Origin of the sequence: Vibrio floridensis (genome assembly GCF_021852965.1) — a bacterium.
Taxonomy (GTDB): Bacteria; Pseudomonadota; Gammaproteobacteria; order Enterobacterales; family Vibrionaceae; genus Vibrio; species Vibrio floridensis.
Genome location: NZ_JAKGCY010000001.1, coordinates 776,724 through 793,653 on the forward strand (window position 1 = coordinate 776,724; position 16,930 = coordinate 793,653).

The 16,930-nt window shown below is 47.7% G+C and carries 13 protein-coding genes; 6 read left to right on the forward strand and 7 right to left on the reverse strand.

Translation table 11 applies throughout. From position 1 onward, the window contains the following. Positions 1–6 precede the first annotated feature (6 nt). Positions 7–1,152: a fused PTS fructose transporter subunit IIA/HPr protein gene (gene fruB, locus LZU85_RS03235; protein ID WP_206624971.1), complete on the reverse strand. Its 1,146-nt coding sequence runs from the start codon at positions 1,150–1,152 to the stop codon at positions 7–9. A gap of 473 nt (positions 1,153–1,625) precedes the next feature. On the opposite strand from fruB, the gene cra reads away from it, so the two are divergent. Next, positions 1,626–2,606, forward strand: a complete 981-nt coding sequence (cra, locus tag LZU85_RS03240; RefSeq protein WP_157401222.1) for a catabolite repressor/activator — start codon at positions 1,626–1,628, stop codon at positions 2,604–2,606. A 25-nt stretch (positions 2,607–2,631) separates the two neighbouring features. On the opposite strand, the gene LZU85_RS03245 is transcribed toward cra, so the two are convergent. Then, entirely contained in the window at positions 2,632–3,600 is a 969-nt protein-coding gene (locus LZU85_RS03245) for an endonuclease/exonuclease/phosphatase family protein (protein WP_206624972.1), read from the reverse strand. Positions 3,601–3,611: 11 nt separating this feature from the next. After that, positions 3,612–4,424 (reverse strand): substrate-binding periplasmic protein, encoded by an 813-nt coding sequence (locus LZU85_RS03250; protein ID WP_237286358.1) that lies wholly within the window; start codon positions 4,422–4,424, stop codon positions 3,612–3,614. A gap of 144 nt (positions 4,425–4,568) precedes the next feature. Here LZU85_RS03250 and LZU85_RS03255 point away from each other — a divergent pair, with 144 nt between their 5' ends. Next, positions 4,569–5,123 carry an RNA-binding S4 domain-containing protein gene (locus LZU85_RS03255; RefSeq protein ID WP_206624974.1) on the forward strand — a complete coding sequence of 185 codons (555 nt, stop codon included), beginning with the start codon at positions 4,569–4,571 and terminating at the stop codon, positions 5,121–5,123. 91 nt (positions 5,124–5,214) lie between these two features. On the opposite strand, the gene LZU85_RS03260 is transcribed toward LZU85_RS03255, so the two are convergent. The 3 genes from LZU85_RS03260 to LZU85_RS03270 form a co-directional block, all read right to left on the reverse strand. Further along, positions 5,215–6,042, reverse strand: a complete 828-nt coding sequence (locus LZU85_RS03260) for an EAL domain-containing protein (RefSeq protein WP_206624975.1) — start codon at positions 6,040–6,042, stop codon at positions 5,215–5,217. A gap of 315 nt (positions 6,043–6,357) precedes the next feature. After that, positions 6,358–7,827, reverse strand: a complete 1,470-nt coding sequence (gene pyk / locus LZU85_RS03265) for a pyruvate kinase (protein ID WP_176299128.1) — start codon at positions 7,825–7,827, stop codon at positions 6,358–6,360. Between the two features lie 76 nt (positions 7,828–7,903). Beyond that, entirely contained in the window at positions 7,904–9,283 is a 1,380-nt protein-coding gene (locus LZU85_RS03270) for an MFS transporter (protein WP_176299127.1), read from the reverse strand. Positions 9,284–9,564: 281 nt separating this feature from the next. Here LZU85_RS03270 and LZU85_RS03275 point away from each other — a divergent pair, with 281 nt between their 5' ends. From LZU85_RS03275 to LZU85_RS03285, 3 genes are read left to right on the forward strand one after another with little or no spacing between them, the layout of a single operon-like run. Beyond that, complete coding sequence (locus tag LZU85_RS03275) at positions 9,565–10,863, forward strand: ABC transporter substrate-binding protein (RefSeq protein WP_237286359.1); 1,299 nt, start codon at positions 9,565–9,567, stop codon at positions 10,861–10,863. After that, positions 10,864–13,227, forward strand: coding sequence for an ATP-binding protein (locus tag LZU85_RS03280; protein ID WP_237286360.1), 2,364 nt, complete (start codon positions 10,864–10,866; stop codon positions 13,225–13,227). Then, positions 13,217–14,482, forward strand: coding sequence for a sigma-54-dependent transcriptional regulator (locus LZU85_RS03285; protein WP_176299125.1), 1,266 nt, complete (start codon positions 13,217–13,219; stop codon positions 14,480–14,482). Before LZU85_RS03280 ends, LZU85_RS03285 begins: the two co-directional genes overlap by 11 nt. Before the next feature lie 60 nt (positions 14,483–14,542). Here the strand turns inward: LZU85_RS03285 and LZU85_RS03290 are convergent, their stop codons facing one another. Further along, positions 14,543–15,691, reverse strand: a complete 1,149-nt coding sequence (locus LZU85_RS03290) for an iron-containing alcohol dehydrogenase (protein WP_176299124.1) — start codon at positions 15,689–15,691, stop codon at positions 14,543–14,545. 123 nt (positions 15,692–15,814) lie between these two features. Between LZU85_RS03290 and LZU85_RS03295 the strand changes: the two genes are divergently transcribed. Next, positions 15,815–16,693: an AraC family transcriptional regulator gene (locus LZU85_RS03295; RefSeq protein WP_237286361.1), complete on the forward strand. Its 879-nt coding sequence runs from the start codon at positions 15,815–15,817 to the stop codon at positions 16,691–16,693. Positions 16,694–16,930: the final 237 nt, after the last annotated feature.

A 16,930-nucleotide genomic window follows, 5' to 3' on the forward strand; every position in this document is an offset into this window, starting at 1 on the left:
AGCACCTTAACCTTCACCAAGACCAGAGGCGATCGCTGCGCCAATTGCTTCAAGTGCTTGAGAAGCATCTGGGCCTTCCGCGGTAAATTGCAACTGGTGACCGTGTTTCACGCCAAGCGCGATTACTTTCATTAAGCTTTTCGCGTTGACTACTGAGCGGTCGCCATCTAAGTTTGCGACTTTGATGGTGGATTCAAATTTCTTCGCTTCTGCCACTAACATGGCACCAGGGCGCGCATGCAGACCGTGTGCGTTTTTGATTTTAAATACCGCGGTATTGTCGGACGTTGCTGGCTCTTGAGAGGCGTGTGTTGCAACGCTTTCCCCTGTCAGCATGGCAATCACTTGTTCGGCATTCGCGCTGAGTAAGGTCTCTTGCTGACCTAGATAAACCAATTGAGTTAGGTTGGCGAGTATCGCTTGGTGCGCGTTGTTGCAAGCGCCAAATGCCAGTAAGCCTTTTACGGGTGTGCCTTGATACTCACAATCGTTTGCGGTCGTCACAAACGACACGGCAGTCCGAGTGACGCTGGCATCGCTCCCAACTAGCCACAAACCTTTGCCCAGATGCGTTGGGGTTTTGGTCACGAGCTCTGCCACAAATTGGCTGCCTGCATTGCCGCTGTTTTTGATCAAACCGCCGGCAACCGCGCTCATCTGGATCATGTCGCTGGCAGGGAAGAGCAGCTGGATGCTGGCGGCATCAAAGTCGGCTTCAAGTTGAACTTCGCCATTCAACAAAGCAATGATCTCTTGTTCCGTTGTGGCCTGCTGCAAACGCGTTTCTACGCCGTCTGCACTGAGCACTTTAGTCAGCTGCTTGAGAATGCCTAAGTGTTCGTCGGATTTCGCGGCGATACCAATCGCAAGGTAAACCTTGTTGCCATCGCCCCAATCAACGCCGTGAGGAAAGTGATGTACGGCCACCCCGGTGTTTTGCACCAAATCGCGCGTGTCGGTCGTGCCATGAGGGATGGCAATGCCATTACCCAAAAATGTGGAGTTTTGCGCTTCACGGTTGAGCATGCCTTCGACGTAACCTTGCTCAACCAATCCTTTTGCGGTGAGAGCGGCAGCGATGCTTTTGATCGCATCAAGTTTGTTGTCGGCGCTCTGCTGGAGCGTAATATCTGATGAAGTTAATTTGAGCATGTTGCCTTCTTAGCGTATCGCGTCGTCATTTTTATCGGTTCAACCTGTTTCTCTACGGTGTGAGAGGTCTTCTTTATTTAAGAAGCCTGCTTTGCTCAACAGACTGTCTTTGCCTAAAAACGTCTCTGCCTAAAAGCGCCTTTGGTTAAACGCACACCCTTAGGTTTGGAGTGTTAAGCACTTTCACAGCGTTGCTTAACTTTTGCTTAACTTAAGCTGAACCGATTCAGCAGTTGGTTTAAAAAAATTCAGCAAACGGCACTTTTATTTACAACGTGGACACGGCCAACGAGTTCAATACCGAGAATGCTGTTCAATTCGACAAAATCATTCAATTAGGTGATGTATGTCTATTTGCAGATTTTGCTGAATCCTTTCAGCTTTTATACTGAATCGATTCAGCGTATAATTCAACAGACGCGAAGATCTGGAATTCGAATCTATGATCAGGCGCACAGATTAGGGTAGGTAATATGACACTGGATGAAATAGCCAAGTTGGCAGGTGTTTCGAAAACAACGGCAAGTTATGTGATCAACGGTAAGGCGCAAAAATACCGCATCAGCGAAAAAACGCAGATGAAAGTGATGGCGGTGGTGGAGGAATACAATTTTCGTCCCGATCACGCAGCATCGTCACTTCGAGCAGGAAACTCGCGCTCGTTTGGTTTGATCATTCCGGATTTAGAAAACACCAGTTACGCACGCCTTGCTAAGTTGCTTGAACAAAATTCACGTAAAGCGGGGTATCAAATCCTGATTGCCTGTTCAGATGATGATCCTGAAACAGAGCGCAAGGTCGCCGATGCTTTAGTGAGCCGACGCATTGATGCACTGTTTGTCGCAACCAGTATGGCGGATGCCAATGAATTTTACCTGGCGATGCAAAAGTCTGGCACACCCGTGATTGCACTAGACCGTCCGTTAGACGACGAATTCTTTAGTTGTGTGGTCAGCGAAGATTTTGGTGCGGCGTTTGAGCTGACATCGTCTTTAATGAGTGACGAGATTCAAACCGTTGGGTTGATTGGTGCGTTACCCGAGTTGAATATTTCACGCGAGCGCCACCAAGGTTATCTCTCTGCGCTGAAGAAAATGGGCAAACAAGCACAATCGGGCTACGGTGAGCACTTTTACCGCGAAGAGGGCTATCGCATTATGCACGACTGGCTGTTGGCAGACACCATTCCGGATGCGATTGTGACCACCTCGTACACCTTATTAGAAGGGGTGTTGGACGTGCTATTGGAACAGCCGCAACTGGTCAATAAAGTCAAACTGGCCACATTCGGTGATAACCGCTTACTGGATTTCTTACCGTTTAAAGTGAACTCACTGCCGCAGCAATTTGAATTGATCGCCGACAGCGCGCTGGAGTTGGCACTCAATGCCTCAGCGAAACGCTACAAACCGGGCGTTGAATTGATCCCACGTAAAATTGTGCGTCGCTTTTAAATCTCATCGCGAGGCAAACTAGTGATTAGGCATCCAACGCATCGATCGTGACAGCAACAAACGCATGGTCGCTGGCAAATTGGTCAACCTCAAAACTGGGGTTGACCAGATGTTTATCCCAAACGACAAGATGGGTGATTTTGCCCCGTTGCTGGGCGTTTTGTTGAGCAAATTCTTCAGAGAGCAGCAGATAATCGAGAATTAAACCTTGGCTGCCGTGATAGTGAGTCGCCTTTTGCGCTTCATCGGTGAAAATAGGCTGTTCGCGTAGCCAATCACGCACGTCTTTCAATAAGGGTGTATTGCTTTCATCAATGAGCGGCTTAAGCTCGGTACTGTTTATGTTGGCGTTAAAATCGCCCATGATCACCATCGGACGAGCATGGCTGGCGTATATTTTCTTGATGTATTTGCTGAGCAGAACGGCTTCCCAACCGCGTTGCACGGTGGATAACCAACTACCAACCGGATCAGAAGGTGGCGTACTATCTGCTTGGTCGATCTGCTGCGTTTGCCATCGGGTTGGGCGTTGTGATTTAAGGTGCAGAGTGATGACATCGCATAGTCCAATGATCGGCATTTCAATAACCGCGTGCAGGGGAAGTCGACTAAATTCTTTATTATCAGTGACGCTGTCACTATTTTCAGGGTAATCCCCAAAGCAATCCTTAAAGCGAACCAAGCGGCTTTCAATCACTGGCCAACGAGAAGCTATCGCCAAGACGGGTTTGGTATAGATAAACTCGTCGGTGACATGAGGCGTATCCAGGCAGACAAAATCTGGGTAGCCCAAGTCGCTCGTCAGAGTGTTGAGCGCATCCGGACTGAACACTTCTTGAAAGGCAACCACATCTGCGTTCATTGCTCGTAACTGCTGTGTGAGCCAAGTGGTTTTCTTGTTCCACTCGTTGTCGGTAAGAATGTTACTGAATTCGTAATAGGCTCCAGGAGGAGCGAGAAAGTTAAATAGGTTGCAACTGGCAATGGTTAACAAAATGCGGATTCCTAGTCGACGTAGCTGCTGATGACTTGCTCCACAATGCCTGAGGCTTGAATTTCTTGCAAGATTTCATCAAAGCGGGCAACAAACGGTTCCTTAAACGGAAATTTGTCTGCGTAAGCCGTGTAGCCAATGTAACCATACTCTTCACTGACAAACGCGGCTAGTTGAAAGTGCTCTGAGCGTTCAATTCGTCCAGCTTCTTTTAGGCGCTTGATTTCCCACGCTATCGAAAGGCGATCATTGATGTAACAATCAATGCGCTTTGAACGCATTTTAAGAATGTTCTCTTGATTGTCTTTGGCTTCTTCAATGCGCAGTTTGCCATCATGTGCTGCAACCCAAAATGCGTCGCCCCCGATAGAAAATGCTGCGTTGATGCCAATGGTTAAACCATAAAAATCGTCTGGCCATTTGGTCAACTCTGGCGCCCTTTCAAGCGGTACTTGATTGTGGCAGTAAACCACCACTTGTTCTTTTAAAATCGGTTTGGAATAGGGGTGCACATAGGGGCGCCGATTTTCGTAAAGGTAGGGTGGAAATAGCGCGAAACCTTTGCCGGTTTCCAGCAATCGTAAACCTCTAACAAAAGGGACGGGTTTGATGGTGATGTTGTATTCCGGCATTCGATCAAAAATATAGCGCAAAATATCTGGATAAATGCCCATAGCATTTCCTTGGATTTGATAGCTGTAGGGCGGATAGGCATCATCGCTGTAAATGGTGACGGGAATGGTTTCTTCGCTGGCCATAAGGTGAGCAGCATTTAGGTAGAGTACACTGACCAAGGTGATTTTCGCTTTTGTGCTGATTTCCATACCACAACCATTTGCTCATGCCGTTCTATAACTTTAGCTTACTCGGCCTTAAGGGGGAAAATCCTTGCTGAAGAAATCGTAATAGTTATTTCTATTTGTGGTTTGAGGGTTTAAACTGCGGCAAATTTTTTGCGAGGTACACCCATGAGCCAAGAAAACCTAAGCCAAGAACACGAATACGAAGAAGAGCAGTTTGGTGAAGAAATTGAAATTGAAGCCATTGGCGTTGAAGTTTCCGTTCAACCTATCGAACTCTACAAAGTATTTAAGATCGCCAATCTAGTCAGTGGTGGTGGCGAAGCAAAACATGTTATTGCTGAAGGTTACGTGGCGGTGAATGGCGAACTCGAAACCCGCAAACGTCGCAAAATGTACGATGGTGATTTCTTTGAATTCAACCAAGAGTACTATGTGGTCGTGTGTGACGCGCCTGTCACCGAACCTGAAACCGAGCAAGAAATAGCTGAGAAGAAAACGCAAAAAAAAGCGCAAGCTGCGCGTAAAGAGAAATCTCGTCAAAGCAAAAATGCCAAACCCAAAGGCACGGGTCCAAAATCCACAGGTCGCAAAGCCGCGCATAAAGAGCGTAAAGCGCAGAAAGAAGCCTTGTCACAGTCAGCGAAGAAAGGCCAGAAAGCAGAAAAGCCTCAAGCAACGCGCGATCCGAAGAGTGGCCGCAACTCGATCGATTTCTTCTAACCTCATAGGGTTTACATCTATAGGAAAAAAGCCGCAATCGCGGCTTTTTTTGTGTTGGATGACCAGATGTTAACCGCTGACTTCTATTGGGCTAGACATGGTCGGCATGCACGGCTAAGGAGATAGGTTGAGCTGCCCAATAGTCAATACTCTCAGGACGACCAAAATGATAGCCCTGATAAAATTCCAGCCCCAATTCTCGCATGGCTAGATACTGTGCTTCTTCCTCGACACCTTCCACAATCACTTTGGCACCAATACGTTGTGCAAGGCTAAGTGCGTGGAGTAATTCTTCACGTTGTCCGGCGCAATAACGTAACAGATAGCTTCGGTCGATTTTTATCAAATCGGGTGTCAGTTCAACGGCTCGTTTTTCATCGGAATGGCCGGCGCCAAAGTCATCAATAGCAAAGTTAAAGCCTTTGGAGCGCAATACTTTTACGGCTTCGCGCAAATCGTCATTTTGGTAACAAAGCTCTTCAATGACTTCAAAGGTAACATCAGAGGGTGCCATGCCAAGTTGTTTTAGCCTGTGAAATAAGAGGCTTCTGTCGACGTACTCTAGATCTTTGGTCATGGTGAGCAGTGAATTGGGCATCACGTTGAGAAAAAGCTTCACGCCTTTGGCTGTGTAGTGCTTAGAAAAGTTGCGAATGTGAATAGCTCGAGAGAGAAATTCGATCGAAAGAATGTACTCATCGCTGTGAGAGGGGTCAGAAAAAAACAGATCTGGCCGGATGAAATTATGCTGTTCGTCTTGGATTCTCAACAAAGCCTCAAAACCGACCAGTTGCATTAACTGGTTGAATATCGGTTGAAAAACACTCGAAAAAGTCAGGTTGTCAAGCAGCATAATGAAATCACCATCGTCTGTTTGACGGATGTACTGCTCATAGTCTGATTGAGTGATTAACTGCATATTCACAACCCTAAAGAATACTTAACGAAAAATGTAACATTTTGCAGTACTGAGTAAAGCAACAAAACGACGGACTTTTATTGCTAACACGCAAATTTGATTTGCGTCGGAAAATCATAGGCCCTTTTTAACGTAGTACACAATAAAATTTGAGCTTACGCGAGTCAGAATGCCATTTTATTTATGGTTGTCACAATTTTGAAGTTAATTATTTTTAGTAGGAAAATAAGTGATGGGGAAGAAGCAAAAAAAAGGACCTGCCGCAAAGGCAGGCCAAAATCCCTGTGGAGCAAGGGGGGGGGGGTGATTAAACTGTTATGCTGCGATTGCTGTTGCAACGGTTGTTTCGTTTAGGCTCAGTAGGCGACAGACATTCATATCGCCCACACCTTCAACCGACTCTAATTGGGTCATCATGATGGATGAGATTTGTTTCTGTTTAGCATCGGCGCCTAGTAGGCTAATAAGTTGATGCGCAATGTCACCGCGTTTATCCAAAGTGGGTAGATACACTGGGGTTACGCCACGTAAAATTGCCAGCTTACGCAGTAGTTCAGGTTTGTTCGAGACCGCCCAGATGGTTGCTTGGCTTTGGCAGCGAGACATTAACAGTGGCGTTTCGCCGTGTTGAGTGACGATAGCAACACCCAGATCTTTGTGTACTTTTGTTGCCGAAATCATGGATGAAAGAGCAAAGCTCTTGCCCGCATCGCTACACAAATGGTGAAGCTTATCCCAACAGCCTTGGGCGCAACTGGTTTCGTGCTCGACGCCTTGTGCAATGCGTACCATCGCTTCTACCGCTTCAACCGGATAGAGACCTGCCGCTGATTCAGCAGAGAGCATCACGGCATCTGTGCCATCAAGTACTGCGTTGGCAACGTCTAGAACCTCTGCGCGTGTTGGCAATGGGTTTTCGATCATCGATTCCATCATTTGCGTTGCTGTGATAACCGGTTTACCTAAGTACTTCGCACGAGCGATCAGTGCTTTTTGTACGCCAGGTAGACGCGCATCACCGATTTCAACACCCAGATCGCCTCGTGCCACCATGATTACGTCGGAGGCGCGAATCACCTCGTCCATCGCTGCTTCAGTGGCCACCACTTCAGCACGTTCTACTTTCGCAACGATATGGGCGTAACAGCCAGCTTGAACGGCAAGTGCACGCGCATACTCGATGTCCTCTGCGTTGCGAGGAAACGACACGGCTAAAAAGTCCGCCTTGAGCTCGGCAGCGGTCAGGATATCTTGCTTGTCTTTGTCGGTCAGCGCAGGGGCTGAAAGGCCACCACCCAACAAGTTAATTCCTTTACGGTTGGAGAGTTTGCCGCTGTTTAATGCAATGGTGCTGACCAGGCGAGTTTGTGTATCAACGGCCGTTACTTCGAGCTGAATTCTACCGTCGTCGAGCAACAAGATATTACCTACGGCGAGATCGTCGATCAGCTGGGGATAGTCTAAGCCAACACGTTCTTGGTTGCCCGCTTCACGGTCGAGTGTGCCGTCTAGGATAAAGGGATCGCCTGCTTTGAGCTGAATTGAGCCTTGCTCAAAGCAAGCGATACGAATTTTGGGACCTTGTAGGTCAACGAGAACGCCAACACTGACGTTAAGATCTTGTGCGATTTCACGCACCATTTCAGCGCGCGCAATGTGTTCCTCTGCGCTGCCGTGTGAGAAGTTTAAACGCACCACGTTTACGCCCGCTTCAATCAGTTGAGTGAGCTTTTCGCGGCTTTGGCTAGCAGGACCGAGAGTCGCAACAATTTTGGTTTTACACATCTTCAATTCCTATAACGACGAGACTAAAAAGGGGGAGGAGAAACAGCAGGAGCTTGCGCTCCTGCTCAATGAACAATTAAGAAGCTGTGCGAGCTTTAAGCTTGTTGTCTTGCTCTTCGTCGATGTCGACCACTTTCTTCGCGTTCCATACGGTGAGCGCTAGAAGCATCGATACCACACCAGCGGCGAGCCAGAAGTACTGCGCGTTACCAAAGTCGTAGTGTTTGATGCCATCCACTTCAGTTACTGTGATCAGTGAAGCTGAGATAAGCTCTTGAGCTGACGCTGCGATGTAAGAACACAGACCGATCAAACCTTTTACCGCACCAACCGCATTTTTCGGCATTAGGTCACATGCAATTAGACCCGCGAGGAATACCACTAGACCACCGATAGAGAAGCCGATCATGCTCAGTGCCACTGCGTCGACAACACGGTTATCCGGGCCGAAGAACATCAAACACATACCAGCAATGTTTGACAATCCGTACAGTAGGTTAGGGATGTTACGGTTACCTTTGAACACCTTGTCTGAAAGGATACCCGACAGAATCGCACCCGCTAGGCCTGCGGTTGGGTACATTGACATGGCAAAGCCCGCGTCAATCAGTGAGTAGCCTTTTGTCTCTTGTAGGAACAATACCGCCCAAGAAGACATCGCGTAGCGAGAGATGTACATCGCCGCACAAGACAGGGCGATTAGCCATACAACAGGTTGTTTTAGGATAAACATCTGCGCACGACGTGTTTCTTTTGGATCGTTCGCTTTCTTGATTTCGGTACCTTCGCCAAATGCGGTACCTGGATCTGGCAAGCCGTAAGTTTGTGGACGGTCTTTCAGTACTTTCAGCATGATCAGTGCCGCAACAACTGCCGCGATACCCGCACCAATGAAACCTGCACGCCAGCCGAAGTAGCTCACTAGTGATGCAGTTAAGATCCAAGTGATACCTTCACCAATGTTACGTGAACCACCCCAAATCGAGTAACGGCTACCACGTTGTTTTGGTGAAAACCACTGGTAGATAGCGACACACGAAGGCGCAGAACCCACGGATTGGAACCAACCGTTCAATCCCCAAAGCAGAACAAAGAAGAAGCCTACAGTGTTCATCCCCATCACTACCGAGAGCACGCCCGAAACCAGTAGTGAACACGACATAAAGCGGCCAATGTTGGCGTAGTCAGATAGGAAGCCGTTAAGGAACTTACCGAAGGCGTAAGTGAAGAAGAACGCAGAACCCATGATACCGAGTTCTTCGATGGTCACGATGCCCGCATCGAGCATAGGTTTTTTCACAACACCCAAACTCATACGTACTACGTAAAAGACGGCGTAACCAAAAACGAGGCCTAAGAACACCTGCCATTGGTAGCTCTTATAGCGTTTTAGCATACTCTCGTTGGAGCTGTCTGAGGGCGGCAGATCCGGACGAGTTTTAAAGAAATTAAGCATATTTGCTCTCCATGTAAATCAACAAGAATGTGTTGTCGGGAGCATGATGAAGGGCTTTAAAAATCGGTACAAAGGTGCGTTTTTGGGGCAGATTTGACTCAATTTGTTTTTCTTAACGAGTCAAAAGTGAACCTAATGACATAACCGTTACTGGCGGATTGCTGATAAAATTACTATCAATGAACGGAAATTGCGTCAGTAGTGACTCAGCGGCGATCTCAAGACTTTTTATCCAAATAATAGAGTTTTGATTGAACGCACAATATTTAAGGTTATCGGTAGTGAAAATTAAGCGATTTGGGGTTTTTAACTGGCTTACTTTGTTGTTGAGCCTCTCATGGATACCAGCTCAAGCCGCGTCGGTAGACAGAGAGATCGTCGTGTTAACCACCTTTTCCCAAGAGCCTCTGTCCATCCTAATTGATGAGTTCAAGTTGCGTCACCCTGATGCAGAAGTTCGTTTTATCCATCGTCGCAGCGAGTCGAGCATTCAGCTACTCGGCAAAACCTATATGCAAGACATCGATTTGGTTTTGAGCTCGTCACCTTTTTTGATGCAAAAGCTTTGCGAGAATGAACGTTTGGGAGAAGTGGAACAACTCGAAACCTTGCCCGATTGGATGGCGCTTTATGTCCTGCCACCGCGCGAACGCGTTCAAACCATTGGTTACTCGGGGGCTGGGATTGTTTGGAATCACGACTATTTGCAAGCGCATCAGTTAACGGTGCCTAACCGCTTTATCGACCTCACCCAGCCACAATATTTTGGTCATATCACCATGAGTACACCAAATCGTTCAGGCACAACACAAATGATGGTGGAAAGCATATTAAGCCGATACGGTTGGCAGGATGGTTGGCGGCTATTGATTAACATTGGTGCTAACTTGGCGACCATTTCTTCTCGCAGCTTTGGCGTGAGTGACTACATAGCGAAAGGGCAATTCGGCTTGGGCCCGACAATTGATAGCTATGCGCTTCTGATCCAGCGGAAATTTGACCATGTGGGATTTAGCTATGAGTCAGATTTTACCTTGATGCCTACTTATATCGCCAAAACCCAGCGTGCGAGTGATGATCCGTTGGTGGATGACTTTATGGCAATGCTGCTTTCTGCCCCAATGCAAGCGTCGTTGGGCAAAAACAGTTTTGCCAAGTTTTCTCTACATGATACCGAGCGCAAAGATGGTGATCATCCAACGTTGAACATTAGCGCGATAATGCAAAGAGAAGTGCTGACCAATCGCCTGTTTGATTTGGCCATTACCAAACGCCTCCCTGAGCTAAAAGACACCTGGCAAACCATCATTCAACTGCGTAAGGCGTACGCCGATAACCCGGTCGTGTTAACGCAACTCGAGTCCATTCGTCAGCTTGCCTTTGATATTCCAGTGACGGAAACAGAGGTATTGGAAGTGAGCATGCAACTGGCACTCTCTTCCCAACAAGAGATGACGGATGATGGCCATGCGCAGGCCGTGATGGCGGAGTTCAGCCATCGTGTCAGCGGCGCGCTTCATCGCCAATTAGCATCAGCAAATCAACGTTTGCAAACGCTAAAAAAGCAGGGTGAAGAATAGATGCGTAGATACAACACCATTGGGGTAAAACTGGTCGCCGCGTTTACTGGCAGCACCTTGCTGTTAACTCTCGTTTGTGTGATTGCGTGGATGACTTGGAATCAGCTCGATCTGCGAGTCAGCGGGTTGTTGGAAGAAAACGTGCCGCGCTACAACGCCAGTTATTTGCTTGAGAGCAAAAGCAGTGAAGTGCGACGTAAAATCTCTCAGATCGAACGAGTAACAAGCAAAGTTCAACTCGACAACCACTTGCTTTCCTTGAGCAAGCAATTAAGCGATACCAAGCAGATTGTTGAACGCGTGCAACGCGCCGACGAAGCCACGCATGACTCGCTGAGTGCCCTCGCTGAGTCGTACACCTCGCTTGCGAGCAGTATTGATCTCTATGGTTATCTGGTGTCTAAACGCATTGATGCGCAGCGAAAAATCGATCTACTGAAAGAACAACTTGATTGGATTCATCAAGACATTCGCACCGAGCTGATGCCTTTACGCCAAGAGATAGATTGGCAGATGTCACGCAATCAGAAACAGGCCAAAACCGATGCGTTACTTAAACAGTTGAACGTGATTCAACAGGTATTGGATCTCGAATCCACGATTTACGAATTGGCGTTAGATGTGGTGAGCGCAACGCAGTTGGGACATGTGAATAACGGCATGAAAGTGATTCAGTATCGTACCGAAGAGCTTCACCGTTTGAGCCAGCCCATTTTTGAATGGCCATCGTCCATCGCATACCAACAGTTAGTCGGTGAGTTAACAACCTTGCTGCAAATTGAAGGTTTCTTGCACCAGCAACTGCTCGATTACGTTTCCATCCGCGAGAGAATTGAAGTGCAGCAGCGCGATATTGATCGCCAAATCGGTACGATTCACAACCAAATTGGCGGCATTGTTGCGTCGGCAGACAAAGCTTTCTATGAAGTCAAACAAGACACCACTGAGATGGTCAGTGTGGGCAACCGCGTGTTGCTCATCTGCTTTGCGGTGTCGATCCTCACCAGTTTGATTTTGGCGTACTACTTTATTTATCAGCGTATCGTGGCGCGCTTGGCCAATTTGAGTAACAGCATTGATGCGATCATCAATGATGATTTACACCACCCAATTCGTGTTGACGGCAACGATGAGATTGGCCGCTTAAGTGCCAAGCTGATCGAATACGGTGACAAAGTGAAAGAGATGCAGCGAACCAACGCTCTAAGCTTAATCAACAACACCAGCGCCAGTCTGATGACGGTCAGCTTGGGTGGCTGGGTTGAATCGGCGAATGTCAGTGCAAGACGCTTATTGGAGTTAGACGATGCCATTACCGAGTTGCCGATTTGGTCAGCCTTTCCTGAGCATTGGTTTGAGGCATTACGCGCCCAATTTGATGCCGATTCCACCTTAATGCGCGAGTGCCGAAGCGAACTCACCATGTCATTGGCAGACGATCCTTATGGTCGTTTTTTACATTGCGAGTTCAGTCTGTTTACTCACGGTCATTGTGAAAAAGTGATCATCACCATCACCGACGTAACCGAACAGATTCAGGCGAATCGCATCTTAGAGCAAAGAGTCGCCGAGAAAACCCGCGATGTGACGGAGCGAAATCGCCAGCTCAAGCTGGAAATTCAAGAGCGTCAAAAAGCGGAATCGCATTTGAAGAAAACGCAATCCGAGCTAATTCAAGCGGCAAAAATGGCGGTGGTAGGGCAAGCGATGACCAGTTTGGCGCACGAGTTAAATCAGCCGCTTAATGCGATGTCTACCTATCTTTATAGCGCCAATTTATTTAACCAGAAGGCGGACAGTGAGCAGGTCGCGACGTCATTAACGCACATCGAAAGCCTCAAAGAGCGCATGAGTAAAATCGTCAATGGTTTGCGTCACTTTGCGAAGAAATCGGATGGCGAGCCAACGTCAGCATCGATAGAACTGCACGATGTCGCAGAGCACTCAATGTTGCTCGTTAACACGCGAGCCAAAAGGCAGCAAATTCAAATTCGCAACCAGCTAGACAAAACCCTGATGGTGCAGGGCAGCTTGGTCGCCTACGAACAGGTACTCATCAACTTGATGGTGAACAGTTGCGATGCGTTGAGCGAAGCCAATGGTGCAGAGCGTGTGATTGAACTGTGCCATTTGTATTCTACGCAAACGCACCATGCGATTGCGGTATGCGACAACGGTAAGGGCTTTGCTCCGGACATTGTTGATCGCCTCTTTACCCCCTTTACGACTACAAAAGAAATCGGTCTCGGACTTGGTATGAACATCTGTAAATCAATCATAGAAAAATATAACGGAAACATTTACTTGGCTTCCAACGCACAGGGTGGAGCCATGGTGGTATTGGAGATGCCTCATGACGATTAATCAATATGATGTGCTTTTGGTTGACGATGATCAGGATGTACTCGACTCGTACGCGCATCTGATGTCCATTTCTGGTTTGACTGCGAAACTGGTGAACGATCCGACGCAAGCGTGCCAATATCTCAGCGAAGATTGGCCCGGTGTGGTTTTACTCGATATGTATATGCCACAAATGCATGGCATGGAGCTGCTGGCGCTCATCAAAGAGATTGATGAACACATTCCGGTGCTGGTCATCACTGGGCATGGCGATATACCGATGGCGGTGGACGCACTGAAAAAAGGCGCTTGTGAGTTTTTTGAAAAGCCGATTTCTCCGCCCGATCTGCTCACGAAAGTGAAATCGTATCTCAAGGAGCGCCAAGCTTACACCGCGCAAAAGAGCAACGTGTCGCAGTCTGTTGGCAAAGCACTCGTCGGTAAGTCGGCGCAAATTGAGCAAATTCGTCAGCACGTCGCGAGGTTTGCTTTGATCAACACCAATGTGGTGATTTGTGGTGAATCGGGCTCAGGCCGCCACAGCATCGCTCATCTACTGCATGACATGAGCCAGCCGCGTAAAGATCAAACGTTGGAAGAACTGTATCTTACCGCGGACCACGACAAAGAGGCCATCGCGCGCTATTTCGATGGAAGCGTGGCTACTTTGGTGATTGAGAACGTTCAATCGATGAATGAAAAGACGCAGCGAGAGCTTGTCCAACTGCTGTTGGCGCAAGAGCGAGGCAGCGCCAGCAAAACGCGGGTGATCACCCTGTTTGATGCCAGCCCAGAACAGCTGATGTCGGAAAATCAGTTGTTGCCCGAGCTTTACTATCTGCTCAATCAAGGGGCTATTCAAGTGCCGAGCTTACGTCATCGGCCGGATGACATCGCCGCCATTTTCCATCACTTTCTTAAGCACAGTTGCCAGAAACTGGGTAAACCGATGCCGGCCGTTGATTCGAGCTATCTTTCGTTGTTGCGTAATCATCAGTGGCCAGGAAATGTGCGTGAGTTAAGAAATGTCGCAGAGTTGTATGCCATTGGCATTGTCAAACTGACAGGGAAAGAGCGGCTGGTGAACCAAAACGAACTGCAATCACCATTGGATACGCTGGTGGACGATTTTGAAAAGCAGATCATTGAAGATGCGCTGTTTTTGCATTCCGGAAAAGTGACGGAAGCAGCGGTGTACTTGCAGATCCCGCGTAAAAAGCTCTATTTGCGCATGAAAAAGCACGATATCGATAAGGATAACTACAAATCGCGTTAAAAAAATCCGGCATACGAGTGCCGGATTTTTATTAGTCTTGAGTGATAGACGTGAAGGGGATCAGGCGATCGCCTCAGCAAGGATCTTACGCACTTGCTCTGGTGTCACGCTTTGGTTTTCTGTCAGTGCCACCATGCCATGGTTGGTCAGTTGTGTGACCACCGCTTCGATCGCCTCTTCTTTGCTCTCTTTATGCTCAGTGAGTTTTGTTGAGACATCAAGGGAATGATAGAAGGCTTCGATAGCATCAATCGTACGCTCTGCTAGCTGCTCGCCGTTTTCTAAACCAAAGACTTCACGACCCATTTGCTCTAACTTCGCGCGTTTGTGCTCAATTTGGTTGCGAAGCAGAGAAGGCTGAACAATCGCTAACGAACGCGCATGATCCACGCCCCAAAGTGCGGTCAGTTCGTGGCCAACCATGTGCGTCGCCCAGTCTTGAGGGACGCCTGAACCAATTAAGCCGTTAAGGGCTTGGTTTGCTGCCCACATCAGGTTTGCACGCCATTCATCACTGTCGCGCTGTGCAAAGCGATCACCGAGATTTTTCAGCGTTTTCAATAACGCTTCGGCGTAGGCATCTTGCACCATCGCACCGGAAGGGCGAGTAATGTACTGTTCACAAACGTGTACCCAAGCATCAACGATACCATTGAGCAGCTGTTTCTCAGGCAGTGTTTTCATCACGTCAGGATCCATTACAGCGAAGGTCGGTTGAACGTAAGGGCTCAAGAAGGCGAGTTTGTCTTGGGTTTCCGCCTTAGTAATGACTGCGCCAGAGTTGGACTCTGAACCTGTTGCCGGAAGTGTCAACACCGCGCCCAGTGGTGTCGCTGACGTAACATGATGCTTACCAGTGAGGATGTCCCAGCCGTCGCCTTGGTAATGGGCAGATGCGGCCACGTATTTAGAACCGTCGATCACAGAGCCGCCGCCAACAGCAAGAATAAAATCGATGTTGTCTTCTTTTACGACAGCCACTGCTTTGTCCAGTGTCTCTTTGGTTGGGTTAGGTTCAACGCCGGAAAACTCTTGCCAATGATAGCCGTCTAGAGCCGCCACGATTTGATCATACACACCGTTTTTCTTAATTGAGCCGCCACCATAAATGACGAGCACTTTTTTCTCAGGGGAAATCGCTTGAGTAATCGCTTGGATCTGACCTTGGCCAAAGAAAATTTGCGTAGGGTTGGAATAAGTAAACTTCATTGTTAACCTCACATCGTTATTGGAGTTGTGTTCGTTGTGTGCATAATAGTACTGTGAGTTTGACAATTATAGCCTCAAAACTCTAAATTAAATGCCTATTTCTACAAAGTGAGCGTGCGTGCTATGGAAACCCTTGCAGAACTGATGCAACGATACGTTGATGTCAAAGGTCTTGAAACCCTCGAAGGTATCATGGAAACCGATATCCCTGGTGTCTGGTTTTATCGAAGTAGTCAAGGCAATGCTCGTCAGCCTTTTGTTTATCAGTCCGGCATTATTGTGCTGGGGCAGGGAAGTAAAAATATTCATATTGGTGACCATCCGGTCCGTTATGGTGCTGATGATTACTTAGTCGTTGGCGTACCCATGCCACTTGAATGTGAGGCATTCGCGGAGCAAGACCGTCCGTTACTGGGTATTTCCGTTGACGTGCCCATGGCGCTACTGCAACACATGGTTCAGAAACTAGAAAAGCACGGCTACCAAAATGTTTGCAGTGGCAAAGAAGAAAGCTGTGGCTTGAAGTCAGTGAAAATGGAAGCGAACATGCTTAACGCGTGTAAGCGCTTAATGCGCGGATTGTGTGATCCTCTTGAAACTGAAGTGCTAGGCCAATCATTGCTTGAAGAGGTGGTGTATCGTGCGTTATTGAGCCCTAATGGTTATGTGCTGTTTGAACTAGCACATGCCGAAGGCAATTATTCACGGATTGCGCAAGTGCTAGATAAAGTACATCAGGACTATTCTCAACCTCTGACTGTCCAAGATTTGGCTTCCCAAGCCAACATGAGTGTCTCCTCGTTCCACACCGCTTTTCGTAGTGTGACACTCGAATCTCCCATTCAATACATTAAAAAAGTGCGGCTGAGCAAAGCTCGTGAGCTGATTAAACTTGAAGGAAGAAGAGTGAACGATGCAGCGCGTCTAGTGGGGTATAACAGCACCTCTCAATTTAGCCGTGAATACAAACGCCATTTTAACGAAACGCCAAAAAGCGCATAAAATCGTGTTAAATAGAATAACGGGACGAGCAAGCGACGAGCATGACTATAAAACAGATTGCGCAATATTGTGCCGTCATATGCATCAAAATTAGTCACATATGTTAATCACTACGTATTTATGCTGAGTAAAAACGATTTTTTTAATTGTAAAAAATTATTCAGAAATTAGTTATCGGTACAAAATAAGAGTGTCACCTTTGCACAGTTGCGCTAGTTTCTTGCGAGCCAATGTTCA